This is a genomic window from Oerskovia douganii, assembly GCF_015142735.1.
Taxonomy (GTDB): Bacteria; Actinomycetota; Actinomycetes; order Actinomycetales; family Cellulomonadaceae; genus Oerskovia; species Oerskovia douganii.
This window is the reverse complement of the sequence record NZ_JACSPN010000020.1, coordinates 55220-81960: the sequence shown is the minus strand read 5'-3', so window position 1 is coordinate 81960 and position 26741 is coordinate 55220. Positions and strand designations below refer to the sequence as shown.

Here is a 26741-nt window from a genome sequence, read left to right as displayed (position 1 = left end):
TCACGACCGAACGAACCTGCAGGTCAGCGCGCCGTCGCGCCGATCACATCACCGCGCCTGGTGAGAACGCCTCTCAGCAAGTCCATTCTTGCTGGTCACAGGAGCATTCGGCTCTCACGACCCGCCCCTCAGCCCGATCCGGCCGGCGGATCCAGGTTCAATGACGGCGACCGCGACCACCCGTACCTTTAGCCGTCGGAATTCGATCCTCCTGGCGCGACCCGTGATCGGCGTATCGACGCGTCTCGGATGCATCCTGACGGTACCGGGCTATCGGGGTGTGGCGACGTGTTCGAGTGCATCAATGTCGAGGATGGAGACGTCTCGGCGTCCGTGGAGTTCGATGATGCCGGAGGTGGAGAGCGCGGCGAGGCGTCGGCTCAGGGTTTCGGGCGTGGTTCCGAGGTAGGCGGCGATGTCTTTTTTCGCCATCGGCAGCCTCACCGTGGGTACGCCTGCTCGCATGCTGCCGGGCAGATCTAGCAGGTAGGCCGCCACGCGGGCGTTGACGTCGCTGGAGGTGACGGCGCCCAGCAGTCGCTCGACTGAGGAGAGCCGGTCGGAGAGTGTCCGCAGCATCCGCTGACTGATGTCGGGGTAGTCGCGGAGCAGGGCCGAGAGGTCGGCGTGGTCGAAGACGCACATCCGACTGTCTTCTAGCGCGACGACGAGGTCGACCGGGCGGTGGCCCGTCAGGAAGGCCCGTTCTCCCACGACATCACCGTCTGTCACCGTTCGCAGAATCTGTTCCTGACCATTGGCCGCCGTGTGGCTGACCTTGAGCTGTCCGCTGTGTATCACCAGCAGACGCGACACCGACTGTCCGGGGGAACAAACAATATCCCCCTTGTGGACGCACACCGGGCGAACGAAGTCGGCGACGTGCAGCTGCTCCTGGCGCGTCAGTCCTTGGAAGATCGGTACGCGAGCTACGCACAGGTCATCCTCAGACATGCCTCAAGCCTACCGGAATCGGCGCGGGCGCCACCGTCCCAGATGCCCCAGGGGGGCGCCTCGTACGGTGCCGTCCGGACTTGACCTGGGTCAAGGAGTTCGCAGTGGCGCGAGCCTATCGTGAAGGTGTCAATACGGAACACCACCAAGAAAGGGATTCTCACAATGACTACCTCCACCGCCACCCACACCCTTTTGAGGGCCGAGGGATTCTCCTGCCCGTCCTGCGTGGCGAAGATCGAAAAGCAGGTCGGCCGCCTCAAGGGTGTCGAGAACGTGAAGGTCCATTTCGCCTCATCCCGCATCGAGATCGACCACGACGCCGAGCGCGTCTCCGTGGATGACCTCGTGACTGCCGTGGCGAAGGCCGGCTATAAGGCCACTCCTTCAGCCTTCTGAGGCACGCGGGCCCCTGTGGGGTCGCACATTTTTCGCTCATACCCGATCTGCCGGTCCGCTGGCACTCATCGCAGAAAGGTCGTACCCGAAAGTGAACAGGCTCCAGAAATGGGTCTATGGGAACTGGTCGGTCCCCGTCGTGTCCGGCGTACTCATCATCATCTCCTTCGCCGTTCAACGGCTGGCCGAGGGTGCGGCCAACCTCACCATCAGCCCCCAGTGGTGGCTCGATGCCGGCGCCCACGCCACCCATGCCACCGCGGTCTTCACCCTCGCGGATGCCTTCATGGTCGCCGCCGCCGTGGTCGCCGGCTACGGGATCGTGATCAAGGCGGTTCGCGCGCTGATCGCCAAGGTCATCGGCATCGACCTGCTGGTGTCGGTGGCGGCCATCGGCGCGGTCATCATCGGCAACTTCTGGGAGGCCGCGGCGGTCACGTTCCTATTCGCCATCGGACACGCTCTGGAAGCGGCGACCCTGAACAAGACCCGCTCGGCCCTGGCCGAGCTGGTCGCCGTCGCCCCGGATTCCGCCGTCGTTGTGCGCGATGGTGAACAACAGGAGATCCCTGCCGGACAGGTGAGAATGGGCGAGATCGTCCTGGTCAAGAACGGCTCGAAGGTCCCCGTGGACGGCCAGGTCGTCTCCGGCTCCGGCGCCATCGATGAGGCCTCCATCACCGGCGAATCGATCCCGGTGGAGAAATCCAAAGGTGACCAGGTGTTCGCCGGCACTGTCTCCCGCGGCGGCTTCCTGCAAGTGCTGGCCACCGGCATCGGCGCGGATACCACCCTGGCCCGCATCATTCACCGGGTGGAGGAGGCCCAGGACGCCAAGGCCCGCACCCAGGCCTTCATGGACCGCTTCTCCCGCTGGTACACCCCCGCCGTCATGGCGCTGGCACTGGCGGCCGGACTGATCGCTGGTGATGTGGTCCTGGCGTTGACCCTGCTGGTCATCGGCTGCCCCGGCGCCCTGGTGATCTCCATTCCGGTCGCGATCGTGGCAGGCATCGGCCGGGCCGCCCGTAATGGCATCCTGATCAAGGGCGGCGAGTTCCTGGAGACCTCGGCCAAGATCTCGGCGGTCGCCGTGGACAAGACCGGCACCCTCACCGAGGGCCAACCTGTCCTCACCGATGTCGTGGTCCTGGATTCCGCACGGGACCGTGCCGACGTGCTGCGCTGGGCCGCGGCCGCCGAGGCCGGGTCGGAGCACCCGCTGGCCCGTCCCATTCTTCAGACGGCGCGCGATGAGGGGGTGGCCCCCGACGGGGTCCCCGGCACCGTCACCCCGGTCCCCGGTAAGGGCATCGTGTCCGACGTTGCCGGCCAGCGGGTGCTCATCGGCAACCCGCCGCTGCTGGACCAGTACGGCGTTCCCGACGACGGCAGCGCCGCTCGGGCGGCGGAAGCGCTGGCCTCCGAAGGCAAGACGCCGATGATCGTGGCCGTCGACGACCAGGTGATCGGCGTCGTCGCCGTCGCCGACCAAATCCGCCAGGATGCCCCCGAGATGGTCGCCCGGCTCCATCGAGCCGGTGTCGAGAAGGTGGTCATGCTCACCGGTGACACCCGACTGGTGGCCGAGGCCGTCGGGAAGGCCACCGGGATCGACGAGATCCACGCCTCCCTGCTCCCAGAAGACAAGCTGGACGTGGTCGCGCAGATGCAGCGCCAGGGCCATGTGATGGCCATGGTCGGGGACGGCGTCAACGACGCCCCGGCGCTGGCCACCGCGAACATCGGCGTGGCGATGGGTGCGGCCGGTTCGGCCGTGGCCGTGGAGACCGCGGACATCGCCCTGATGGGTGACAACCTGCTCAAGCTGCCGGAGGCCATCGGCCTGGCCAAGCGGACCGTGGCCGTGATGCGGCAGAACATCGCGATCGCCCTGATCACCGTGGTGCTGCTGCTGGCCGGTGTTTTCGCCGGCGGGGTGACCATGTCCGTCGGCATGCTCGTCCACGAAGCCTCCGTACTGGTCGTCATCATCAACGCAATGCGACTGCTACGGAAGACCCGCGGTTCGACCACGACGCCACCGGCCGAGAGGACCACGGAGAAAGGGGCACAGCAGGTAACCGCCTGACATCCAAATCCGCACCGGGGCCCTGGGGCCCGCACGCCTCCGGGTCATCCCGAGGACGCGATAAGCACGAAAACTCAGACAGCGACATAGAGACAGCCATACAGGAAGCAGAGGAGATCAGCCATGACCGAGAAGAGCTTCACCCTTGGAGACAACGTCGAGCACTTCACCATCGCGGACGTCGCGAGGGACAACCCGGACTTCCGGAAGGTGCTGTGGACCGGCGAACACGCCCAGATCGTCGTCATGACCATCCCGCCCGGTGGCGAGATCGGGGACGAGGTCCACGAACACACCGACCAGATCCTGACCTTTGTCTCCGGTACCGGCGAGGCGGACCTCAACGGCCACACCCACCCCATCGAGGCAGGCGACCAGTGCGCGGTTCCTGCCGGCGCCCAGCACAACTTCCGCAACACCGGCGAGGAGTCGCTGGTGCTCTACACCGTTTACAGCCCGCCGGAACACGCTATCGGTGTCGCCTTCGCCACAAAGGGCGAAGCCGACGCTGCCGAGGCCGCCGGCCGAGACGAACCACCGCGGCACTGAACAACACCGTCCTGGCGAACCCACTGCGACGCCAAATCCAACCACTGAGAGAGAGTCCATCCCATGTCCAAGGTCTACGTGTTCAACGACTACGGCGGGCCCGAGACCCAGGAGCTGATCGACCGGTCTGTTCCAGTGCCCGGGACCGCAGAGCTGGCCATCGAGGTACGGGCCGCCGGAGTGAACCCCGCCGACTGGAAGATCCGCGAGGGCCAGCTGGGCCATCACTGGAGCCTGCCGGCGCCGATGGGACGTGAGGCCGCCGGCGTGGTCACCCAGCTCGGCGACGGGATCGATGACTTCGCCGTGGGCGACGAAGTGCTCGGGCTGGTGGCACCCGGGCACGGTGGGCTGGCCGAGCACACAGTGTTGCGCGCGTCCACGACCGTGGCCAAGCCCGAGGAGATCTCCTTCACCGACGCCGCCACCATCCCGGTAGCCGCGGCCACGGCCTATGACGCCACCCACCAGATCGAACTCGAAGCGGGCCAGACCCTGCTGCTATTGGGCGCTGGCGGTGGGGTGGGACTGATGGCCGCACAGATCGGCCGGGTGCACGAGTTCAGGGTCATCGGTGTGGCCAGCGCAGCCAAGCGGGGCCTGGTCCAGTCCACCGGTGCCATCTTCGTCGAATCCGGTCCGAACCTGCCCGAACGGGTGCGCGAGATCGCCCCCGACGGGGCAGATCTGATTGTCGACCTCGTCGGTGGGGACGCGCTGCGCGCCGTCGCGGACCTGGTACCCGACCGGACCCGGATCATCTCAGCGGCTGATCCGGACACCGCCGCCGAGCTGGGCGGCCTGGCCCTGGCACGCACGAATGAGGCTATGGGGAAGATCACCGAGGTGATCCAATACGGGCTCGTCGATCCGCACGTGGACGCCCAGTTCGGCCTGGATGAAGCAGGCCAGGCGATTGCCGCAGTCGAAACCGGACATGCCGCCGGAAAGATCGTCGTAGTGCCCTGAGGCGAGCCCACCGAGGCCGGACGGGGCGCGGTGAGCACGCGTTTTTCATTCGGGGCGGGCACGCTCCACTGCATTGCTCCTGAACAGGGGCTCAGCTCGACGTGCCCGGATGAGCCGAGAGGGTGGGGAGGGTCCCGATGTCGATCGTACCGCGATATGTGCTGGAGACGCGCGCTCCGCAGCCGCGTGCGGGTGCATGTGTCGGCATCGGTGCGGTCACCGCTGGCGGCGTTGCTTCCATCACCTTCGCCACGGTCGCACTCGCTGCTGTACTGCTCTGTGGATGCAGCCAGCAAGGCGCACGTCTGCTGAACGTGCATGGACCGGGCGACGCCTCGGCTCCGGGTCATCCACAGACCGTCGCAACGACTGAGCCTGGATACGCCGAGCGGGTCTTTGGAGTGCATTGAGGGGTGCTCGGGGAGGAGATTGTCGGTCGGTGCTCGTGAAGGGCGTGCGTGATCTGCCGGTCTGCCCGGCCTTTCCACTTTCGCTTTCCTTCTCGTCGGGACAGGGCGGTTGGTCAAGCCGCCGCTGGTAGTGGGGCGCTGACGGCGTCGAAGAGCGCGGCCCAGGCTTGCTGCCAGGGCCAGTTCCTGGGCATGTGCATCAGCCAGGAGCGGGCGCGGTTGGCGATGCGGGCGGGCACGTTGATGAGCTGGGCGCGGATCGTGGCGGTGCGGGCCTTGGCGTGGAACCTCGAGGCGAGCACTCCGGCGGCGCGGGTGAGGTTGAAGGCGATGGCGGCCAGCACCGCCCAGGCGCTGTTCGCGGTGAACACCCCCGAGGGGCAGTGGGCCAGCGGCCCGTCCTTCAGGTCGGAGATGACCTGTTCGATGATGGCGTGGTCGCGGTGCGCGGACTCCGCGGCGAGCATCGACAGCGGGGAGTCGGTGAAGATCGCGTGGTGGCGGTAGGCGGCCAGCAGCTCGCCCTGCTCGGCGGTGGCCGAGGCTGGGTTCAGTCGCTTGACCCGGCGCACGATGAGCCGGGCAGCCACGTGGTCGGCCTTCTTGCGGGAGGTGAAGGCGGTGTAGGGGATCTCGGCGACCTGCGCGTCGGAGATCCACCGCTGCTCGTCCTCGTCCCAGATCGCCTCGGGATACTTGATCCCCACCCACTCCTGCTCCCCGATGCGGGAGATCGCGGCGACCACGCCGGCGTCCATCCGGGCGGTGATGGAGAAGTGCGCCTTGCCGCGGCGGACCGCGGCGATGACGTCGTGCTGGTAGAACGCGCTGTCGGCGCGCACCGTGATCAGCCCGCCCGCTCCGGCTCTGCGGGCCGCGGACATAGCCTGGGCGATCATCTTGCCCGCACCGCGCGGGGACTTCACCGAGCCTCGACGCAGCCGCATCCCGGCGATCACCGGCGCCGCCGTGGGCGTGGACAGCGTGGAGACCAGCGCGTTGAGTCCCTTGACGCCGCTGTAGCCATAACCCGCGCCCTGCTTGGCATACCCGTGGGTCTGGCGGATCGTGTCGTCGATGTCCAGGTAGGCCACCTCATCGGCCCCACCCACCAGTCCCGGCACTCGTGCCGCCAGCGCGGTCAGCAGCCGGGAGGCGATCGCGTCCAGCTGGCGCACGTGGCCGAACCTGTACCCGCGCAGGTGAGTGCCCAGCGTCGTGGGCGCCCGGTGCTCGGTGAACGCCCGGCCCATGCCGCCGTGGCGAAGCAGGTCCATGTCGCTGATGCTGTCCGCGCCGGCGACCATCCCGGCCACCAGCGCCGCGACCTTCACCGGCGCGTTCGCGCCGGCGCTGCCGGCGACGGTGACGTACTCCTGGACCAGATCCGACAGACCGGCAGATTCGGCCAGCAGCATCACCGGTACCAACCCGCCGGTGGCGATCAGGTTGTCGTCATCGAACTCGGCGGAGAAGTTGTGGGAAACGCGCACTACCGGTGCTCCTGTTGCTCAGCGCGTTTGGGACTCTCGACAAGTCCATTCTCGCTGGTCACAGGAGCATTCGGCTCTCACGACCCGCCACCCACAACGACCTGACCGGCGGATCCAGGCTGAGACGGGCCCCGTCGCGGACGGCACCCCCGCCCTCTGCTGCGCTGTCGCGCGGGCTGTCCAGGTCCACGGTGTTCCTGGTCGGCCCTGGGCGTCGTTCCGTGACCGGCGGGTACCTTGCTCCGCTGCGGTCCCCACCGGTCACTGCACGACGTCCAGGTCCTCCGCGTCGACGATGCGGTACGCGTACCCCTGCTCCGCCAGGAAGCGCTGCCGGTGCGCCGCGAAGTCCTGGTCCACGGTGTCGCGCGAGACCACCGCGTAGAAGTGCGCGGTGCGCCCGTCCTGCTTGGGGCGCATGATGCGGCCCAGGCGCTGGGCCTCCTCCTGGCGTGACCCGAACGACCCCGACACCTGGATCGCGACCGACGCCTCGGGCAGGTCGATCGAGAAGTTCGCGACCTTGCTCACGACCAGCCGGGAGATCTCCCCGGACCGGAACGCCTCGAACAGGCGCTGACGCTCGCGCACCGTCGTGGCCCCCGTGATGACTGGCGCGTCGAGGTGCTCGCCGAGCTCCTCGAGCTGGTCGAGGTACTGGCCGATCACGAGCACCTGGTCGTCCGGGTGCGCGGCCGCGATCTGCTCGACGACGCGGTTCTTGCCCGGCGCCGTCGCGGCGAGCCGGTACTTGTCCTCGGGCTCGGCCGTCGCGTACGCCATGCGGTCGCGGTCGGAGAGCGTGAGCCGCACCTCGACGCAGTCGGCCGGTGCGATGTAGCCCTGGGCCTCGATGTCCTTCCAGGGCGCGTCGTACCGCTTGGGCCCGATCAGGCTGAAGACCTCGTCCTCCCGGCCGTCCTCGCGCACGAGCGTCGCGGTCAGGCCGAGACGTCGTCGGGCCTGGAGATCCGCGGTCATGCGGAAGATCGGTGCGGGCAGGAGGTGGACCTCGTCGTAGACCACGAGGCCCCAGTCACGCGCGTCGAGCAGCTCGAGGTGCGTGTAGACGCCCTTCCGCTTGGTCGTGAGCACCTGGTAGGTCGCGATCGTGACGGGCTTGATCTCCTTGCGGGCTCCCGAGTACTCGCCGATCTCGTCCTCGGTGAGCGTGGTGCGCCGCACCAGCTCGTCGCGCCACTGGCGCGCGGACACGGTGTTGGTCACGAGGATCAGGGTCGTGGTCCCGGACCTCGCCATGGCCCCGGCCCCGACGATCGTCTTGCCCGCGCCGCACGGCAGCACGACGACCCCGCTGCCCCCGTGCCAGAACCCCTCGACGGCCTGCTGCTGGTAGGGCCGCATGGCCCACGGCTTGTCCTCGTGCGCAGGGTCGGTCGGCGACAGGTCGATGGGGTGCTTCTCGCCGTCGACGTAGCCCGCGAGGTCCTCGGCGGGCCAGCCCAGCTTGAGCAGGACCTGCTTGAGGTGCCCGCGCTCGGACGGGTGCACGATCACCGAGTCGTCCCCGAGCCGCTCACCCACCAGCCCCGCGGTCCGCTTGGACTTCAGGACCTCCGCGAGCACGGCCTTGTCGGTCGCCTGCAGCACCAGGCCGTGCGTGGGGTGCGCGACGAGCTGGAGCCGCCCGTAGCGCGACATGGTCTCCGCGATGTCGACGAGCAGCGCGTGCGGCACGGGGTAGCGGCTGTACTCGAGCAGGACGTTGACGACCTGCTCGGCGTCGTGCCCCGCGGCCCGCGCATTCCACAGGCCCAGCGGCGTGAGCCGGTACGTGTGGATGTGCTCGGGCGCGCGTTCGAGCTCGGCGAACGGGGCGATCGCCCGGCGGGCGTCGCCGGAGAGCGGGTGATCGACCTCGAGCAGCAGCGACTTGTCGCTCTGCACGATCAGGGGGCCGTCGGCCATGTGCGTCCTTCCGGTGGTGCGCCGTGTCGTGACGCGGGGTGGTGCGGGGGTCAGCTCTCCGACGGGGCTCCCGAGGGGGAGTCCGCCGGGGCGTCCTGGGCGGGGGCGGGGGCGTCGGTGAAGACGCCCGCGATGCGGTGGACGGCCACGGTGAGCTCGGCGTCGCGGGCGGGGTCGAGGGCCCGCAACCGCCCGCCTTCGAGGACCAGGGGCTTCACGCGGCGCCGGACGGGTTGCCCGGTGGGGTCGATCGTCTCGAGCACCACGTGGTCGCCCGCGTCGATCGCGTCGCGCAGGAGTCCCAACGCCGCAGGGGGTTCTGTTGTTCCGCGGGGCTCGGGCGGGACGTCGGGGTGGGTCGCCGAGACCGGGGGCGCGGCGAGCGCCGCGTCGTCGGCGGCGCGCAGGCGCGGGACGAGCTCGGCGTACCGGTCGCGTCGGGCGGCCTCGTCCGCCACGGTGGCGTCCTCGGTGGCCCACCCCGGCCCGACGTCGGAGCGCCCCCGGGTGGCAGTGTCCAGCGGGCGTCGCCCGCCCGTGCGGGAGCGGGCGGCGGACCGCAGGCGCTCGGTCCGCACGACCCGCCCGTCCGGGCCCTCGACGGTCGACGCGAGCCCGCGGTCGCGCAGCGCAGCCTGGAGGGTCGCCGCGGGGACGAGCGCCACCAGGACCGTGGGGGCGATGCGGAACAGCGACAGGTGCCGCAGCGACGGGTCCTCGACGAGGCCCGTGAGGAGTGCGGGGTCCTCGGCGCGCACGTAGCTCGACGCGGTCCCGACGCGCAGGCGCCCGTGACGCCTGGCCGTGTCCCGGACGAGGTAGTCGAGCGGCTGGGGGAGCGGGGTGCGCGAGTGCGCCGCGAGCTCGGCCAGCAGGTCCTCCGCGGAACGGCCCGCGTCGAACGCGCGCGTGAGGGACTCCGGTGTGAAGCGGACCGTGATCGCGGCGCCGCGGGACTCGACCTCGGCGGCGTCCTCGAGGAGCCGCTCGAGGGCCGTGCTCGGCCGACCGGGCACGATCCCCGTGAGGTCTCCCTGGAGCAGCAGGTCGTCGACCTCGGGCGGCAGGACCGAGTCGAGCGCGGTCGCGAGCGCCGACTCGAGCGCCGACGGCACGGGGCCGGCCGGCCCGGCCACCCTGCCGGGCCGGTGCGACGCGACGGGCGACCCGGTCCCCGCGACGGGCGCGGCGCCGTCGGGCAGCAGGAGCGCCCGGCCCGTCGGGGCGAGCGCCCCGACCCCCGTGGCGCCCAGCAGGTGTGCCTCGTGCAGGAGGCCCTCGATCGCCTGGACCGGCGGGACGGCCCGGGGCGAGCCCCAGCGCAGGATCTCCAGGAGGTCGCCCGACGTCAGGGCCGCGCCCGGCCGGTCGGCGAGCGCGGACAGCAGGTCGAGCCGCAGGCGTCGGACCCAGGGGCGGCTCAGGTCCGGTTCGAGCGCTGCCCGCAGCGTGCCGCGGTCGTCGCGGCTGCCCACGGTCCACGGCGTCCGGCCCGACGCGGCCCAGGCTGCGGCGAGCACCGCCCACCGGCCGGTCAGGGGCAGGTCGAGCCAGTCCTCGCCCGCGACCGTGACCGTGAACGAGGGCGGGTCCTCGCCGTCGTCGGCCACGAGGCCCGCGGCGAGGGCCAGCTCGGCGACGAACGCCGCGGTCGGTTCCTCGACCTCGAGGGTCGTCGCGAGGCGGCGCAGGTCGCGCACGCCCAGGCCGCCCGCCCGCAGGACGGGGGGCGGGGAGGCCTGCCAGAGGGCGAGGAGGTGGGCGACGAGCCGCACCACGTCCTGTGCGGCGCGCGCGGCCTCCGCGGCGATGGTGTCGTCCGCGAAGTGCGGGGACTCGGGCTCGGGCGGATGCGCGAGAGGGCGGGCGTGCGTGCGTCCACCCCGCAGCGCGAGGGCGACCTCGCGCGGCAGGACCACGTGGCGTTCGTCGGACGCGAGCAGCAGGCGACGGCGCAGGAGCCACGTCGTCGCCTCGCGGCCCACGGGGTCGGCGCGCGGCGCCACCCCGACGGGCGGCCCCCACGTGAGGGCGTCGAGGATGCTGCGCGCCCCGGGCGGTGCGTCGGCCAGGATCTCGTCGAGGGGGACCGGCGGTTCCCCCGTGGGTGCCGGGGAGAGCGGGGAGGACGGGTCGGCGGGGCCCAGGCCCGCCGGGTAGGGGCCCAGGACCTCGGACAGGCCGGGGGAGACCGCGAGGTCGGTGCCCGGCGAGGGGTCGCGGTCCCACAGCAGCGCGGCCTCCTCGAGGTGCGCGACCGCGGCCCGCACGACGGGGGCGTCCGCGGGACCCGCGCCGAGCGCGTCGAGGACCCTGTCCACGGTGACGGTCGACCCGGCGTCGTCGCCCGGGTGGGAGGGGTTCGGTGCGCGGCGGCCGCGGGGCGTCGTGGCCCGCGGGGCCGGGGCGAGGTCCCCGAGGACGAGCACGGACTCGAGCACCTGGAGCTCGAGGGCGTCGAGCCGGGTGATCGCCCGGTCCAGGCTGGTACGGCTGGTGGCGCGTGCTGCGAGCGAGCGCAGCGTCGACGGCGAAGGAGTGGCCAGGTCAGGGCGCTGCAGCAGCAGCGCGACGAGGTGCTCGTCGCTGCGGGAGCGAAGAGCCTCGGGGAAGGTCCGGCGCGGAGCCGGAGGCGTTGAGGCCATTCGTCCGATGCTACGCGGGTCGGGGGCGCGCCCCTCACGTGTCCCCGAGGCGCGGACGGTACGCAGGCACCCGCGGCGGCCTCAGCGCCCGGTCGTCCCTGCCGCGACCCGGCGGTCGTCACCCGGGGTCGTGCACACCGGGTCCGGCCCGGGTTCCCGGACCTGCCGGGCCTCCTGCCCGGCGTCGAGGGCGTCGACGGCCGCGAGCCCGCCCGTGGCGAACGCGGTGAGGGCGTCGAGGGCGACGTCGGACGACAGCAGGCGGGTGTGGCCGAGCCCGGCGGTGCGCACCAGGCGGGACCTTCCTGCGTGGGCGTCGTGCAGCCGCACCGCGTCGTGGTCGGGCATCCGGCGGTCGTCCCGGTCGTGCACGACGAGCAGCTCGGTCCCGGCGGGCAGGGGGTGCGCGACGGCGTCGTAGCGCTCGGCGGCGGACTCTCGCGACTCGCCGACCCTGGCGTGGAAGGCCCTCTCCAGGTGGGTGCGGGTGGCGTCGTCCAGGCCGAGCGTGCGGGTGAACTCGGTGAGGAACGGGTCCGGGCGCCCGACGCCGGCGACGACGGCGACGCGACCGGTCGGCACGGTCGAGCGGGCCGCGGTGAGCGCGGCGAGGCCTCCCAGGGAGTGACCGACGATCGCGTCGAACGGGCCGTGGGCCCGGTGCAGGCCCTCGGCGGCTGCGACCCAGTCGCGGATGTCGGCCGGACCGTCCGGGGACGATCCGTGCGCCGGGGCGTCGAACGACACGACACGGAACCCCTCGGCCACCAGCTCCCGCACGAGAGGGGCGAGCTGCGAGGCGCGCCCGCGCCACCCGTGGAGCACGAGCACGACGCGGTCGCCCGTGCCCCACTCGTGGACGGCGAGCTCGCGGCCACGTGCGAGGAGCCAGGACCGGCGTGCGGCGTGGTGGGTGACGGCGTCGTCGTCACGCACGGGCAGGCGCGGTGCGGTGGTGAAGAAGGCGCGCAGCGCGAGGCGACCGGCGAGCGCGGGGGACACGGTGGCGGCGGCCCGCAGGCTGCGGCCGACCAGGGTGGACAGCATGACGGACCCCTCCAGTAAGAAATACGAACGTTCGTTTGTAGACTATGTGATCGATCGTTCGTACGCTAGGGGGATGCCGACCCCTCCTCCTGCCCGCGACGGCCGACGCATCCGTGGCGACGCGTCGCGCCAGGCCGTCCTGACCCGGGCGACCGACCTCGCCTCGGTCGAAGGGCTCGACGGACTGACGATCGGCCGCCTGGCCGAGGAGTCGGGCCGCAGCAAGAGCAGCGTCGCCACGCTCTTCCACGGCAAGGAAGGGCTGCAGCTCGCCACGGTCGCCGCGGCCAGGGAGATCTTCCTCGCCACGATCGTCGAGCCCGCCCGCGCCGAGCCCCGAGGGCTCCGGCGCCTGGTCGCGCTGCTGCGCAACGCCCTGGTCTACTCCCGGGACCGCGTCTTCCCCGGCGGCTGCTTCTTCGCCGCGACCGCGGCGGACGTCGACTCCAAGCCCGGGCCCGTGAGCGACGCAGTGCGGGCGGCGCACACCGACTGGAACGGGTACGTCGAGGTGCAGGTGCGGGCGGCGATCACCGCGGGCGAGCTCACGATCGACCAGGACGAGGCCGAGCTGCTGGCCTTCGAGCTCCTGGCGCTCTACGAGGCGGCCAACGCCCGGTCCCTGCTCCTGGGCGACGAGCGCCCGTACGCGCTCGCGGCCGCGGCTGTGCGCGGTCGCCTGCTGGCCGCCGGTGCGTCGGCCACGGTCCTCGGGGCGCTCGAGCCCCGCTGAGACCGCCCGGGGACGGGCGCCCGGGGCGCCGTCTGCTGCGCGCCGGGCGGCGCCCGGCCCGGCGATGCGACTGCACGGGCGCTGTCCCGGTAACCTGGGAGTTCTGATTCCCCACGAGCACAAACGAGGTTCACGTGCCCACCGGCAAGGTCAAGTGGTTCGATACCGAACGAGGGTTCGGCTTCATCGCGAGCGATGAGGGCGACGAGGTCTTCCTGCACGCTTCCGCTCTGCCCGAGGGCGCGGCTGCGCCCAAGCCCGGTGCCCGGGTCGAGTTCGGCGTGGCCGACGGCCGTCGGGGCCCGCAGGCGCTCGCGATCAAGCTCCTCGACCCTGCGCCGTCCGTGGCCAAGGCCCAGCGCCGCCCGGCCGAGGACCTGGGGGTCGTGATCGAGGACCTCATCAAGGTCATGGACAAGGTCGGCGGCTCGCTGCGCCGTGGCCGCTACCCGGATGCCGCGCAGGGAGCCCAGCTCGCCAAGGTGCTGCGCGCCGTCGCCGACGACCTGGAGGCATGACATGGCTGCCGTGGCCGCTGCTGAAGGTTCGACCCGTCGTGTGAGCGCGCGCGCCGCCAAGGACGCCGTGCTCATGGGCGCGGTGGACCTGGCGCGTGCTGCGGCGGAGCAGGTCGCCGAGCACGTCGGGGACGTGGGCGAGCACCTGGGGACGGTCGTCGAGGAGGACCGTCTCATCTCCCACCAGTTCGCCTGCACCATGGCCGGGTACCGGGGGTGGCGCTGGACGGTGACGCTGGCCCGCGTCCCGCGGGGCCGGACCGCGACGGTGTGCGAGGTCGAGCTCCTGCCGGGCGAGGGGTCGATCCTCGCGCCCGAGTGGCTGCCGTGGTCGGAGCGTCTGCGCCCCGGCGACATCGGCGTGGGCGACGTGCTGCCGTTCCAGGCGGACGACCCGCGGCTCGAGCCCGGCTACGTCCCCACGGGCGACGAGGAGCAGGACGCGGTCGCGATCGAGGAGCTCGCGCTGGCTCGTGCGCGGGTGCTCTCGCCCGAGGGCCGCGACGAGGCCGCGGAGCGCTGGTACCGCGGGACGCGTGGTCCGACGGCGCCGGGCGCCGTCGTCTCGGGGGCCGACTGCAGCTCGTGCGGCTTCCTGGTCCCGCTGCAGGGAGCCCTGGGGCAGGTCTTCGGCGTGTGCGCCAACGCCTGGTCGCCCGACGACGGCAAGGTCGTGAGCCTCGACCACGGGTGCGGTGCGCACTCGGAGACGGACGTCGAGCCGCACCCGACGGACTGGCCCGCGGCGGACCCCCTGATCGACGAGATGGACGTCGAGATCGTGCAGCTCCTCGACGCGGCGCGCGCGGCAGACGCCACGGCCGCCGCACCCTCGTCCGCCCCCACGGCCGAGCGGTCGGCCGAGGCGGCGGCGAGCATCGAGCTCGCGCTGTCGCAGATCTCGCTCCCGGAGCCGGGCGGGTCGACGGCACGGAGCGACGCACCGGAGACGGCGCAGGACGCCTCGGCGCAGGACCCGGACCCGGACGAGCCGGCCCGGTGACGGGGGACGCCTTCGGGACCTCGGCTCTTCGCCGAGCCGTCACGGAGGCGTGGCTCGCGTCCCCGACGCGGTTCCGGGAGGACGCGAACACCGAGGAGGACCACGCCCGCGGCTACTACCGCGACCGCGTGGTCGTCGAGCTCGCGCAGAACGCGGCGGACGCCGCGGCGCACGCGGGCGTCCCGGGACGCCTGGTGCTGCGCCTCGTGCGCGACGCGGCGGGTGCGTGGTGGCTCGTGGCGGAGAACTCGGGCGCACCCCTGGACGCCGACGGGGTCGCGTCGTTGGCCTCGATGCGGGCCTCGGCCAAGGTCGCCGACCGGTCCGGCCCGACGGCGGAGCCTCCTGCCGCGGACGGCCCGCCCGGGCGGGTGGGCCGGTTCGGGGTCGGCTTCGCCGCGGTGCGGTCCGTCGCGGACGAGGTGTCGGTGCGGTCGACCCTCGGGGGCGTCGTGTTCTCCCTGGACCGCACACGCGCAGCCCTGGACGAGGTGGTCGCGGCGGCGCGCGAGGCGTCGGGGTCGGCGGCGGCCGACCGCCTCGAGACGGCGGCCCGCGAGCGGGGCGACGCCCTGCCCGTGCTGCGCCTGCCGTTCGCGGCCGACGCGCTGCCACCTGCCGAGGGCGGCGGGTCGACGGGGTCTCCTGACACCGTGGTCGCGCTCCGGCTGCGGGACGCGGCGGCGGTCGACGCGGTCCGTCGACAGGTCGACGAGGTCGACGACGCGCTGCTCCTCGCCCTGCCGGCATTGGGCGAGGTCCTGGTCGAGGTCGAGGGCGAGGACGGGGCCGTCCGGTCGCGGCGCCTGCACGACGTGGCCGCGCGCTGGACGGTCGTGCGCGAGCGTGGGGTCCTCGACCCGCACGTGCTCGACCTGCTCCCGGTCGAGCAGCGGCACGTCGGGTGGAGCCTGCTGTGGGCGTCGCCCCGGTCCGGTCGCGCGGCGGACGGGCCGGCCGCCGGCGTGCTGCACGCCCCCACCCCCACCGACGAGCCCCTGACCGTCCCCGCGCTCCTCGTCGCGTCGTTCCCCCTGGACCCGAGCCGTCGGCACGTCCTTCCCGGCCCGGCCACGGAGGCCCTCGCCCGGGCTGCGGGCGAGGCGTACGCCAGGCTGCTCGCCCTCGTGGCGCCCGAACGGGGGGCCGCCGTCCTCGGCCTGGTCCCCATGGGGCTGCCGGCGGGGGCGCTCGACGCCCAGGTCCGGGAGTCCGCGCTCGCCGCGCTGCGCGGCACCCCGCTCCTCTCACCCGTCGTGCCGGCGGTCTCCGACGCGGCGCCCGACGCGGCGCCCGACGCGGCGCCCGACGCGGCCCCCGACGGGTCCTCGCCCCCCCGGTCGTCGGGCCCGCTGCACCTGGTCGCGCCGCGTGACGCCCAGGTCCTCGCGGGCGAGGTGGGCCGCGACCCGGCGGTCGTGGCCGTCCTCGGCCGTGCGGCGCCGGACCTGGTCGACGTCCCGTCGCCGCTGCTCGCGGTCGCCCGGTCCCTCGGGGTGCGTTCCCGTGACCTGGCGGACGTGCTCGAGGAGCTCCCCGCGGGCATGGGTCCTGCTGCGTGGCGCGAGGTCTACGCGGCGCTCGCGCCGCACGTCGGTCAGCCCGGCGTGCTCGACGCGCTCGGTGCGGTGACGGTCCCGCTCGCGGACGGCCGCACCGTGCGGGGTGCGCGGGGCGCCCTGCTCCTGGGGACCGACGGGGAGCACGGCACCGACGGGAGCGGCGCCGACCTGCTCGCGCTCGCCCGCTCGCTGGGCCTGCGCCTGGTCCACCCCGAGGCCGCGCACCCCCTGCTGGAGCGGCTGGGGGCGACGCCGTCGTCCGCCCGGGGGCTGCTCGTCGAGCCCGCGGTCCGGGAGCACGTGCTGCGGCTCGCGGACGAGGCCGCGGACGGCGAGCTGCTCGACCGCCTCACCGACCCGGCGACCGACCGCGACCCGTGGGGCGAGCCGTCCGGCGCGCCGACGACGGGCCCGCTCGACGCGACCGGCTCCCGGGGCGAGGGGCCGGACCCGGTGCCCGACGCCGTCGGGCAGGTGCTGTCCCTCGTGCGCGCGGCCCTCGCGGAGGGCGCCCTGCCGGCGGACCTCCCCTTCTGGTGGGGCGAGCTCCCGCTGCCCACCGCGGACGACGACCTGTCGCCCGGGCGCGAGTGCGTCGTGCCCGGGTCGTGGGCCGCAGACCACCTGGACGGCCTGGTCCCGCTCGCCGACGGCGTCACCGAGCGCTGGGGGGAGGACGTCCTGCGGGCCGTGGGCGTCCAGGCGGACGTGTCGGTCTACCGTGTCCGGGACGTGCTGACGCCCTGGGACGCCGACGCGGACCTGCCCGACGAGCCCGACGACCCGCAGTCCTGGCTCGACGGCTGGGCCGACTACCTCGCGTTCCTCGGCGCGCAGGTCGGGGGCGGGGCCTACGTGGGGGACCTCGACGCGGTCGCCGACCTCGACGCCGTCGCCGACGACGCCTGGCCCGAGGTCCTCGCGCGCATCGCCCAGGACCAGGACGCCCGTGCGGCCCTGCTCAGCCCCGTCCAGAACCAGGGCGGCCCGCGGACCGGGGATGCGCCGTCGTACACCGCGTGGTGGCTGCGCCGGCACCTCGGTGCGCCCTTCGCGGCCGAGCCGGGGAGCGTGCCGTTCCTGCCGGACCCGCCCGCGCAGACGCGCGGGCTGGACGCCGAGGTCGTGCGCGCGCTGGGCGGCGCGGCCCGCCTGGCCGACCTGGGCACGGGCGACTGGCCGCAGTACCTGGCCGCGCTGCCCGACGTCGGCACGCCCCTCGACCTGCCCGCCGCGCTCGCGGTGTGGCAGGGGCTGGGCGCGCTCGCGCACGCGGCCCACGGACGGGAGCTCGACGACCTGCCCGAGCGGCTGCCCGGCCTGCGCGGCTCGGCCGCGACGTGCGTCCGCGCGGAGGACCTGGCCGTGGCGACGAGCGCGATGTGGGCCCAGACCCGGTGGGTCCTGCCGGTCGCCGACGGGCAGGACGCCGAGGACGCTGCCGCGACGCTCGCCGACCTGCTGGACCTGCCGCTGCTCCCGGCGCCGGGCTCGCCGGAGGTCCCCGTGCCCGACGACGCCGGCTCGCCCCAGGAGCTCGACCCCCGGGTGGCCGCGCTCGTCCCGGGCACGCCGGGGGGCTGGTTCGAGCACGACGCACTGCTCGTGGGGGGCGTCGAGGTCGACTGGTGGGTGTGCGCGGGCAGGCGTGGGGTCGAGGTGCACGCCGCGACGACCGCGGGCCTCGCGCGCGGCCTGGCCACCGCCGCCGGACGCCCCGGGGCGCGGCACCTGCTGGAGTCGGCGCTGGCCGACCCGGCCGCGGCCGACGATCTGCTCGCCGAGACCGCGTGGGACGAGGCGTGACGTCGGAGGTCTCGGAGCCCCGCGCCCACGGTCCGTCCGGGATCTTCGACCGCCGCCTCGTGGGCGGCGTGTACGTCCCGACCTTCGTGTTCGAGGCGGGCGTCAGCGCGATCGTCCCCGTGATCGCGCTGAGCGCGATCTCGATGGGGGCCGGGATAGCGCTCGCCGGGTTCGTGGTCGCGCTGCTGGGCCTCGGGCAGATCGCCGGCGACGTGCCCGCGGGCGCGTTCGCGGCCCGGTTCGGCGACCGGCGCGCCATGATGACGGCCGCGGCCGCCTCGATCGTCGGGCTCGTCGCGTGCGCCCTCGCGCCCAACCTCTGGGTCCTGGGGGCCGGCGTGTTCTGCGTGGGCATGACCAACGCGGTCTTCATGCTGGCCCGGCAGGCGTACCTGACCGAGGTCACGCCCGTGCTCAAGCGGGCCCGGGCCCTGTCGACCCTCGCGGGCACGCACCGGATCGGGGCGTTCGTGGGACCGTTCGCGGCGGCCGCCGTGCTGTGGGTGTGGGAGCTGTCCGCGGTCTACTGGCTCGCGGTCGGGACCAGCGTCGTGGCGGGCCTCGTCACGGCCCTCGTGCCCGACGTCGCGGCGGGCGCCACCGCACACCGGCGCTCGGTGGCCCCGGCAAGCTTCCGCACGGTGCTCGCCGGGAGCTGGCGCGTGTTCGCGACGCTCGGGATCGCGGTCGTGATGGTCGGGGCCACGCGCGCGGCCCGTCAGGTCGTGCTGCCCCTGTGGTCCGAGCACCTGGGGTTCAGCCCTGCCACGACGAGCGTGGTCTTCGGGCTCTCCGGGGCCGTCGACATGCTGCTGTTCTACCCGGCGGGCAAGGTCATGGACCGCATGGGCAGGTTGTGGGTCGCGATCCCGTGCATGGTGGTCCTCGGCGGGGCGATCGTGGTCCTGCCGCTCACGAGCACGGTCGCGGGGGTGGCCGTGGTCGCGATGGTCATGGGCTTCGGCAACGGGATCGGCTCGGGGATCCTCATGACGCTCGGGGCCGACGTCGCGCCACCGGACGTCCGCGCGCAGTTCCTCGGGATCTGGCGGCTCTTCCAGGACTCGGGGGCCGCGCTCGGACCGCTCGTGGTGTCGGCGGGGGCCGCGCTGGGCAGCCTGGCGGGCGGGATCGTCGCGTCCGGGACCGTGGGACTGCTCGGGGCGGTGGCGCTCGCGCGGTGGGTGCCGCGGTGGTCGGTGCACGCGAACCGGACCACGCGCCGTCGGGCCGGGATCGAGGGCTAGGCCGCGGTCTCCGGGGTCCCGTCGCCGTCGGCTGCTGCCGGGTCGTCGTCGGCCGAGCGGTACTCGCTCCGGTTGCGCCGCTCCCAGCCGAGAGCGACCACGCCCAGCGCGATCCCCGCGGCGCAGGTCGCGGGGAGCTCGAACGTCGCGCGGTCGAGCGCCAGCAGGACGACGGCAGCGACGAGGCCGACGGCCCACAGGCTCATGCCGACCAGGATCACCGGTCGGAGATCGACGCGCAGCGCCGGCGCGTTGGGTCGCCGTCGCTCCGGGTGGATCAGCAGGGAGAGCATCGAGGGCACGCTCGAAGTCTACGACCCGGGCGTCCGAGGACGAGCGCGGACACGTGCCGGCGGGTGAAAAACGGGACGTCGGACGAAGGGCGTGTCGGCGGGGCGATCCGCGCGGGCGGCGTGCTAAAAGCCTTACCTCCGGTAGGGGTGCGACGCTGCTGGCGATGCCAAACGGGACGAACCGCGCGTATCGCAGCGGTAGGCCCCGACGGGGGGTGCGACGCGCCAGGTCGGGTCGTACCTTTTCACCCGTGACCGCTGTCACAAGGCGTCCGCCGGCCCGTCCCTCCCGGGTGACGCGGCCTGCGGACGGGGTTCCGGGGCCGTATCTCCAGCCGCTACGATCCGAAGCCTTGACGCCACCAATTCCTAGGACGATTGTCCAAGAAATGGTTCGAGGTGATCGGTGCGTGACGTCGAAGAATGCAGCATGTTCCTCGAGGTGGACATCCGTCCATCTCCATTCACCGGTCGTGCCCAGTGTGTAGGACGGGTCCAGGGATCGGCGGCATCCGGCGCCCGGACCCGCCGGGCGAAGGTCCTTCTCACCCGGGTGAAAAGGCCGGTAGTTCGTTCATCAATTTGCTTGCCGACTCTTACGATGAGGCGTTCCGGCGGTCCAGAAGCGGCTGCCGGATAGATCGAGAGGTAGCCGGGCCATGGCCGGAAGCGTCATTCAGGATTCGAGTCGTGGACTCCGCCACATCCTGACGACAGCCCCCCCGGGACCGATTCGGGCGGTTCGCGAGGCGTTCGCCACGGTCTCGTGGGAACGGTCGTACCGGATCCGCCTCGTCGCCACGGACTTCCTCGCGATCACGATCGGTGTCACCGCCGCCTACTTCATGCGCTGGGACCAGTTCATCAGCCAGCCCGTCCGCGAGAACCTGTTCCTCCCCTACCTCGTGCTCAGCATCCTCATCGGGGCGGCCTGGGCAGGTTCCCTCGCGCTCGCCAAGACCCGGGACGTCCGGGTCGTGGGCAGCGGCCCCACCGAGTACCAGCGGGTGTTCGACGCGTCCTGGCGCCTCTTCGGCGTCCTCGCGATCCTCGCGTTCCTCCTGCGCTTCCAGGAAGCCCGCGGCTACCTGATCTTCGCCTTCCCCCTCGGCCTCGCCGGACTGCTCCTGGGGCGCTACTTCTGGCGCCAGTGGTTGCACCGCAAGCGCACCGCGGGCACCCACCGCACGGCCGTCCTCGCGATCGGTCACCGGGACCAGGCCGAGCGGCTGATCCGCGACCTCAACGAGCGCGACAGCTCCGGCTACCGGGTCGTCGCGGTGTGCACCCCGAGCGGGCGCACGGGGGAGGGTGACGCCATCCTGGGCGTGCCGGTCCTCGGCGACCTGCGCGCGGCCAGCGAGGTCGCGGTCCGGATCGGCGCGGGCTGCGTCGCGGTGAGCGGCTCGGACGCCGTGACCGCCGACGTCGTGCGCCACCTCGGGTGGGAGCTCGAGCCCGTCGGCGTCGACCTCATGCTGACGACCGAGCTGGTCGACGTGGCCGGGCCTCGTATCACGATCACGCCCGCCGAGTCGGTCTCGCTCCTGCACGTCGACGCCCCGCGCTTCACCGGGCCCAAGTTCGTCGTCAAGTCGATCTCCGACTGGTTCGGTGCGGCGCTCCTCACGTTCCTGCTGCTGCCCGTCCTGGTCGCCGTGGGCCTCGCGGTGCGCCTCACGAGCCGTGGGCCCGTCTTCTACTCGCAGGAGCGGGTCGGGCGCAACGGCGAGACGTTCTCGATGCTCAAGTTCCGGTCCATGCGGGTCGGGTCGGACCTCGACCTGGCCGCGCTCGCCGCGACCAACGAGGGCTCCGGGCCGCTCTTCAAGATCCGCAACGACCCCCGGGTCACGCCCGTCGGCCGCTTCATCCGCCGCTACTCGCTCGACGAGCTGCCGCAGATCTTCAACGTCCTGCGAGGCGACATGAGCCTCGTCGGGCCCCGCCCGCCGCTCCCGCGCGAGGTGAGCACGTACGAGAAGAAGGTGCGTCGCCGCCTGCTCGTCAAGCCCGGCCTGACGGGCCTGTGGCAGGTCGGCGGGCGCTCGGACCTGTCGTGGGAGGAGAGCGTGCGCCTCGACGTCTACTACGTCGAGAACTGGACGCTGTTCGGGGACCTCCTCATCCTGGCCAGGACGGCCAGAGCCGTGTTCTCGGGGCACGGCGCGTACTGAGGGGTACCGCTGGTCGGCTGCGGACGTGACGATCGCCACGTCTCACTAGCACGGCATGTGGACGATTCGGGGCCGCGACACGAGGTCTGGCAACATTCTCCCCATGACCACCACGACTGACGAGCGCAAAGCACCCCCGCGTTCCAGCGGCATCGACCGCTTCTTCAAGATCACCGAGCGCGGCTCGACCATCGGCGCCGAGATCCGTGGCGGTCTCGTCACGTTCTTCGCGATGTCCTACATCATCATCCTGAACCCGATCATCCTCTCGGGTGCGGACGGCACGGGCCGCTTCCTGGGCGGCGGCACCGACGGACCGAACATGGCCATGATCGCGGCCACCACGGCGCTCGTCGCCGGGATCATGACGATCGCGATGGGCGTCTTCGCGAACTACCCCATGGCTCTGGCCGCGGGGCTCGGCCTGAACGCGGTCGTCGCGTTCACGATCGCCACGATCCCCGACGTCACGTGGGCCGACGCGATGGGCATCGTGGTCATCGAGGGCCTCATCATCCTCGTGCTCGTCCTCACGGGCTTCCGTGAGGCCGTGTTCCGCGCCGTCCCGGTCGAGCTCAAGACGGCGATCAGCGTCGGTATCGGCCTGTTCATCGCGCTCGTCGGTCTGGTCAACGCGGGCTTCGTCGCCTCGGGCGGCGGGACGCCGCTCCAGCTCGGCGCGACCGGGTCCCTCGCGGGCTGGCCGATCCTCGTCTTCGTGGTGGGCCTAGTCCTCATGATCGTCCTGTGGGTGCGCAAGGTACGGGGAGCGATCCTCATCTCGATCCTCGCCGCGACGGTCCTCGCGGTGGTCATCCAGGCGATCGCGGGCGTCGGCACCAAGGGCGCCGGCGCGGCGAACGGCTGGAGCCTGAACGCCCCGGCTCTCGACGGCAGCCCGGTCTCCGTGCCGGACTTCGGGTTGCTCGGCCAGTTCTCGCTGCTGGGCTCGATCGAGAAGGTCGGCGTCGTCACGGTCGTCCTGCTCGTCTTCTCTCTGCTCCTCGCGGACTTCTTCGACACCATGGGCACCATGGTCGCCGTGGGCTCGGAGGGTGGTCTGCTCGACGAGACGGGCAACCCGCCCAAGTCTCGCGCGATCCTGGTCGTCGACTCGATCGCGGCCGCTGCCGGCGGCGCTGCGAGCGTCTCGTCCAACACGAGCTACGTGGAGTCGACGACCGGCGTGGGCGAGGGGGCTCGCACGGGCCTCTCGGCCGTCGTGACCGGTATCGCCTTCCTCCTGGCGACGTTCCTCTCGCCGCTCGTCGCCCTGGTCCCGAGCGAGGCCGCAGCGCCCGCCCTGGTCCTCGTCGGCTTCCTCATGATGACCCAGATCACGGGTATCAAGTGGAACAACGTCGAGGTGGCCATCCCGGCATTCCTCACGATCGCGCTCATGCCCTTCACGTACTCGATCACGGCCGGGATCGGTGCGGGCTTCCTGGCGTTCGTGGTCATCAAGCTGGCGCTGGGCAAGGTCAAGGCGATCCACCCGCTCATGTGGGTGGCCGCGGCAGCGTTCGTCATCTACTTCACCCTCGACCCGATCAGCGACGCCCTGGGCGTCTGACGTACGCTCGCTGGCGATGACCTCGCCGATCCTGCACCTGACGCCCACGCTCCAGTCCTACGACTGGGGTTCGAGGAGTGCCCTGCACTCCTTGCTGGGCCTGGAGCAGGACGGAGGTCCCCTCGCCGAGATGTGGATGGGCGCACACCCGAAAGGCCCGTCGTCGGCTTCGGCCGACGGCGGGCCTTCGGCGTCCCTGGCGGACCTGATCCGTGCAGACCCGGTCGCGATGCTCGGGCAGCGCGTGCTGGACGAGTACGGGCCCCGCCTGCCGTACCTGCTCAAGGTGCTCGCTGCGGACCGCGCGCTGTCGTTGCAGGTCCACCCGCAGCCGCACCGCGCGCGGGCGGGGTTCAACCGCGAGAACCGGGCGGGCATCCCGCGGGGGTCCGCGGATCGCAGCTTCCACGACGACCAGCACAAGCCGGAGATGGTCGTCGCGATCAGCCGCTTCGAGGGGCTCTCGGGGTTCCGTCGCCCGACGCGGGTGCTGGAGCTGCTCGACGGGCTGCGCGGCGACCTGGTCGCGCGGATGCGAGCCGCGCTCGAGGTGCGTCCTTCTGCGGTCGGGTTGCAGGAGGCGTTCACGCTCGCGCTGCACGCGAGGACCCTGCCCGACGTCGCGGCGGACCTGGCCGTGACCGTCGCCGACGTCGCTTCTCGTCTGGGTGAAGGCACGACGTCGCCGCGTGCCGACGCGACGGTGGTGGCCCTCGCGGAGCAGCACCCGGGGGATCCCGGGGCGATCGTGTCGATGATGCTCAACCGTGTCACGCTCGAGCCGGGGGAGTCGATGTTCGTCCCGGCCGGGCACGTGCACGCCTATCTCGCCGGGTGCGCGGTCGAGGTCATGTCGAGCTCGGACAACGTGCTGCGCGCCGGACTCACCACCAAGCGGGTCGACGTCGAGGCGCTCCTGGCGTGCGTCGTGTACTCGCCGGGGCCTGCGGCGCGCCCGCGGGTCCGGCCGCTCGGGACGGGGCGCGGGGCCGGACGTCGGGGCGCACTCGCTGAGGGCGGTGGGCTCCGCGAGTACCGCGCGGCGATCCCGGAGTTCGCGCTCGTCATGGGTGAGCTGTCGGCCGACGACGGAGCCGTGACGGTGCGGGCCGAGGGCCCCCGGATCGTCCTCGTCCTCGATGGGCAGATCGAGACGCTTTGTCCTGCTGTCGGTAGCGACCGGTCGGGTGAATCTCTGCGGGCAGTGGTGCGTGCGGGAGAGTCGGTCTTCGTCCCGCACGCCACGGGAACGTTGGCGCTGCGCGGGTCCGGCCGGGTGGTCGTCGCCTTCGTGCCGTGAGACACATGCCACTGTGAGTCACCTGGGAGCGGTACTATAGTGCCGCACTCCGAGGCCTGCTCGTCCGAGCACTTCCCGCGTCCGCGCTGGATACGGGTGCTCCAAGGCAACGAGCAGGATGGCAGATGTGACGACTCGCAGGGGCGGGGGACTGGGCGCGGCGCGCCGGGCCCTCTGGCATCTTCGGCACGGCGGGGTCTCCCAGCTGCAGTCCTTCCTCCGTCGGCAGCGCGTTCCCTCCTCGGGGAGCGGGCAAGGTGGGTACCGCACCAGTGATGGCGAACTGACATTCGACCCGTGGGACTTCTCTGGTCGTCTGCCTGCTCGGCCTGGCTTGCGTGTGGGCGTCATCCTTGACGACTTCTCCCGGCTCGCGTTCGCGTTCGAGTGGGACCAGGTGCTGCTCAAGCCCTCGTCATGGCGTCAGGTGCTGGCTGACGAGCCGATCGACCTGCTCTTCGTCGAGTCGGCATGGAACGGCAACGGCGGGGCCTGGCAGTACCACCTCACCGGGACGTCGGCCCCCCGACCGGCGTTCGTCGAGCTGGTCGCGTACTGCGGTGAGCGGGGCATCCCGACGGTCTTCTGGAACAAGGAGGACCCGGTCCACTTCGAGGACTTCCTCGATGCGGCGGCGCTCTTCGACCACGTCTGCACGACCGACGTCGACCGGGTACCTGACTACGTCGCGCGGCTCGGCCACGACCGTGTGAGCGTTCTCCCCTTTGCCGCGCAGCCCGCGATCCACAACCCGATCCGGCCGCACGGGCGCGGTCCGGAGCGGGACGTCGCGTTCGGTGGCATGTACTTCGCCCACAAGTACCCCGAACGTCGTGAGCAGATGGACTTGCTCCTGGGTGGGGCGTTCGACGTCTCGTCGCGCATGGAGCACGGGCTGGAAATCTTCTCCCGCTTCCAGGGCGGCGACAAGAACTACCAGTTCCCGGAGCCGTTGGCCGACCGCGTGGTGGGCTCTCTGGACTACGAGCGGATGCTCACGGCCTACCGCGAGTACAAGGTGTTCCTCAACGTGAACTCGATCGTGGGCTCCCCGAGCATGTGCGCTCGCCGGGTCTTCGAGATCACGGCCTGCGGCACACCCGTCGTGACCACCCCGAGCCGCGCGATCGGTGAGTTCTTCCCCGCGGACGAGGTGTTCGTGGTCTCCGAGCGTGCGGAGGCAGGAAACACCGTGCGGGCACTCGTACGTTCCGAGGAGCTGCGCGATCGTGCGACGCACCTGGGGCAGCGCCGAATCTGGCGCGAGCACACCTACGGGGCCCGCATGCAGAGCGTGCTGCACAGTGTCGGCCTGGCGGACTCTCCGGTGGTTCCGCGCCCGTCCGTCACAGCATTGGTCTCGACCAACCGGCCACACCAGCTCGACCACGTCCTGCGGACGGTCGGCGGCCAGGAGGATGTCGCGCTTCAGTTGGCGCTGCTGACCCACGGGTTCGAGGTCGACGAGGCAGACCTGCGGGTGCGCGCCAAGGCGGCGGGCATCGAGGAGCTGGTGCTCCTGACTGCTGGCTCTGACGTCTCGCTCGGAGGTTGCCTGAACCGGCTGGTTTCCGCCGCGGACGGAGACGTCGTGGCCAAGATGGACGACGACGACCTCTACGGCGCGCAGTACCTCTCCGACCAGCTGTACGCCATGGCGTACAGCGGTGCGGAAGTCGTCGGCAAGCAGGCACACTACATGTACGTCGAGCGCATGGACGCCACGCTGCTGCGTTTCGCCGACCGTGAGCGCCGTTTCACCGACTTCGTGATGGGACCGACGATCGTCGCTCGCCGAGACCTGGCGACGGGCCTCCCCTTCCACGATGTGGGCCGCGGTGAGGACACCGCCTTCCTCCGGGATGCTGTGGATGCAGGGGCACGCGTGTACTCGGCGGACCGCTTCAACTTTGTCCAGGTGCGCTCCGGGTCCGGGGCGCACACCTGGACAGTTTCTGACGCCGAGCTCCTTGCGAGCGGCCGTGTCGAGTTCTACGGACGTGCGGACTCGCACGTCCTCGTCTGAGCAGGGAGAACGTGAA

19 protein-coding genes are annotated in these 26741 nt (G+C 72.1%); 13 read left to right on the top strand and 6 right to left on the bottom strand.

Annotation, left to right across the window (positions count from 1 at the left end):
- Nucleotides 1-270 precede the first annotated feature (270 nt).
- A complete protein-coding gene (locus tag H9623_RS14595; protein WP_171197093.1) occupies nt 271-954 on the bottom strand; it encodes a Crp/Fnr family transcriptional regulator in 684 nt (227 codons plus the stop codon).
- A 165-nt stretch (nt 955-1119) separates the two neighbouring features.
- On the opposite strand from H9623_RS14595, the gene H9623_RS14590 reads away from it, so the two are divergent.
- From H9623_RS14590 to H9623_RS14575, 4 genes are all read left to right on the top strand, one after another.
- Entirely contained in the window at nt 1120-1353 is a 234-nt protein-coding gene (locus H9623_RS14590; RefSeq protein ID WP_005053944.1) for a heavy-metal-associated domain-containing protein, read from the top strand.
- Between the two features lie 91 nt (nt 1354-1444).
- Nucleotides 1445-3445 carry a heavy metal translocating P-type ATPase gene (locus H9623_RS14585; protein WP_171197092.1) on the top strand — a complete coding sequence of 667 codons (2001 nt, stop codon included), beginning with the start codon at nt 1445-1447 and terminating at the stop codon, nt 3443-3445.
- A 123-nt stretch (nt 3446-3568) separates the two neighbouring features.
- Nucleotides 3569-3994, top strand: a complete 426-nt coding sequence (locus tag H9623_RS14580; RefSeq protein WP_005053940.1) for a cupin domain-containing protein — start codon at nt 3569-3571, stop codon at nt 3992-3994.
- Between the two features lie 63 nt (nt 3995-4057).
- On the top strand, nt 4058-4963 hold the full coding sequence (locus tag H9623_RS14575; protein ID WP_005053937.1) for an NADP-dependent oxidoreductase: 906 nt from the start codon (nt 4058-4060) through the stop codon (nt 4961-4963).
- Nucleotides 4964-5486: 523 nt separating this feature from the next.
- On the opposite strand, the gene H9623_RS14570 is transcribed toward H9623_RS14575, so the two are convergent.
- The 4 genes from H9623_RS14570 to H9623_RS14555 form a co-directional block, all read right to left on the bottom strand.
- The gene (locus H9623_RS14570) at nt 5487-6866 is read right to left on the bottom strand and encodes an IS1380 family transposase (protein WP_193720756.1); all 1380 of its coding nucleotides are present in this window, start codon (nt 6864-6866) and stop codon (nt 5487-5489) included.
- A 261-nt stretch (nt 6867-7127) separates the two neighbouring features.
- Entirely contained in the window at nt 7128-8795 is a 1668-nt protein-coding gene (locus H9623_RS14565) for a DNA repair helicase XPB (protein WP_193720755.1), read from the bottom strand.
- A gap of 50 nt (nt 8796-8845) precedes the next feature.
- Nucleotides 8846-11440 carry a helicase-associated domain-containing protein gene (locus H9623_RS14560; RefSeq protein ID WP_193720754.1) on the bottom strand — a complete coding sequence of 865 codons (2595 nt, stop codon included), beginning with the start codon at nt 11438-11440 and terminating at the stop codon, nt 8846-8848.
- A gap of 81 nt (nt 11441-11521) precedes the next feature.
- Nucleotides 11522-12487, bottom strand: a complete 966-nt coding sequence (locus tag H9623_RS14555) for an alpha/beta fold hydrolase (RefSeq protein ID WP_193720753.1) — start codon at nt 12485-12487, stop codon at nt 11522-11524.
- A gap of 73 nt (nt 12488-12560) precedes the next feature.
- Between H9623_RS14555 and H9623_RS14550 the strand changes: the two genes are divergently transcribed.
- The 5 genes from H9623_RS14550 (at nt 12561) to H9623_RS14530 (ending at nt 19356) form a co-directional block, all read left to right on the top strand.
- Nucleotides 12561-13220, top strand: coding sequence for a TetR/AcrR family transcriptional regulator (locus tag H9623_RS14550; RefSeq protein WP_193720752.1), 660 nt, complete (start codon nt 12561-12563; stop codon nt 13218-13220).
- Nucleotides 13221-13354: 134 nt separating this feature from the next.
- Nucleotides 13355-13738, top strand: a complete 384-nt coding sequence (locus tag H9623_RS20050; protein WP_193720751.1) for a cold-shock protein — start codon at nt 13355-13357, stop codon at nt 13736-13738.
- A gap of 1 nt (nt 13739) precedes the next feature.
- Nucleotides 13740-14741 (top strand): DUF3027 domain-containing protein, encoded by a 1002-nt coding sequence (locus H9623_RS14540; RefSeq protein WP_193720750.1) that lies wholly within the window; start codon nt 13740-13742, stop codon nt 14739-14741.
- Nucleotides 14738-18109, top strand: coding sequence for a sacsin N-terminal ATP-binding-like domain-containing protein (locus H9623_RS20045; protein WP_193720749.1), 3372 nt, complete (start codon nt 14738-14740; stop codon nt 18107-18109). Before H9623_RS14540 ends, H9623_RS20045 begins: the two co-directional genes overlap by 4 nt.
- Nucleotides 18106-19356, top strand: coding sequence for an MFS transporter (locus H9623_RS14530; protein WP_321575461.1), 1251 nt, complete (start codon nt 18106-18108; stop codon nt 19354-19356). Before H9623_RS20045 ends, H9623_RS14530 begins: the two co-directional genes overlap by 4 nt.
- Here H9623_RS14530 and H9623_RS14525 read toward each other — a convergent pair.
- A complete protein-coding gene (locus tag H9623_RS14525; RefSeq protein ID WP_227748714.1) occupies nt 19353-19649 on the bottom strand; it encodes a DUF2530 domain-containing protein in 297 nt (98 codons plus the stop codon). The two genes, H9623_RS14530 and H9623_RS14525, sit on opposite strands and share 4 nt — an antisense overlap.
- Before the next feature lie 659 nt (nt 19650-20308).
- Between H9623_RS14525 and H9623_RS14520 the strand changes: the two genes are divergently transcribed.
- The 4 genes from H9623_RS14520 (at nt 20309) to H9623_RS14505 (ending at nt 26725) form a co-directional block, all read left to right on the top strand.
- Nucleotides 20309-21826, top strand: coding sequence for a sugar transferase (locus tag H9623_RS14520; RefSeq protein WP_193720747.1), 1518 nt, complete (start codon nt 20309-20311; stop codon nt 21824-21826).
- A 103-nt stretch (nt 21827-21929) separates the two neighbouring features.
- A complete protein-coding gene (locus H9623_RS14515; protein ID WP_193720746.1) occupies nt 21930-23399 on the top strand; it encodes an NCS2 family permease in 1470 nt (489 codons plus the stop codon).
- A gap of 16 nt (nt 23400-23415) precedes the next feature.
- Nucleotides 23416-24699 (top strand): mannose-6-phosphate isomerase, class I, encoded by a 1284-nt coding sequence (gene manA, locus H9623_RS14510; RefSeq protein ID WP_193720745.1) that lies wholly within the window; start codon nt 23416-23418, stop codon nt 24697-24699.
- Between the two features lie 340 nt (nt 24700-25039).
- Nucleotides 25040-26725 (top strand): glycosyltransferase family protein, encoded by a 1686-nt coding sequence (locus H9623_RS14505; protein WP_321575460.1) that lies wholly within the window; start codon nt 25040-25042, stop codon nt 26723-26725.
- Nucleotides 26726-26741 lie beyond the last annotated feature (16 nt).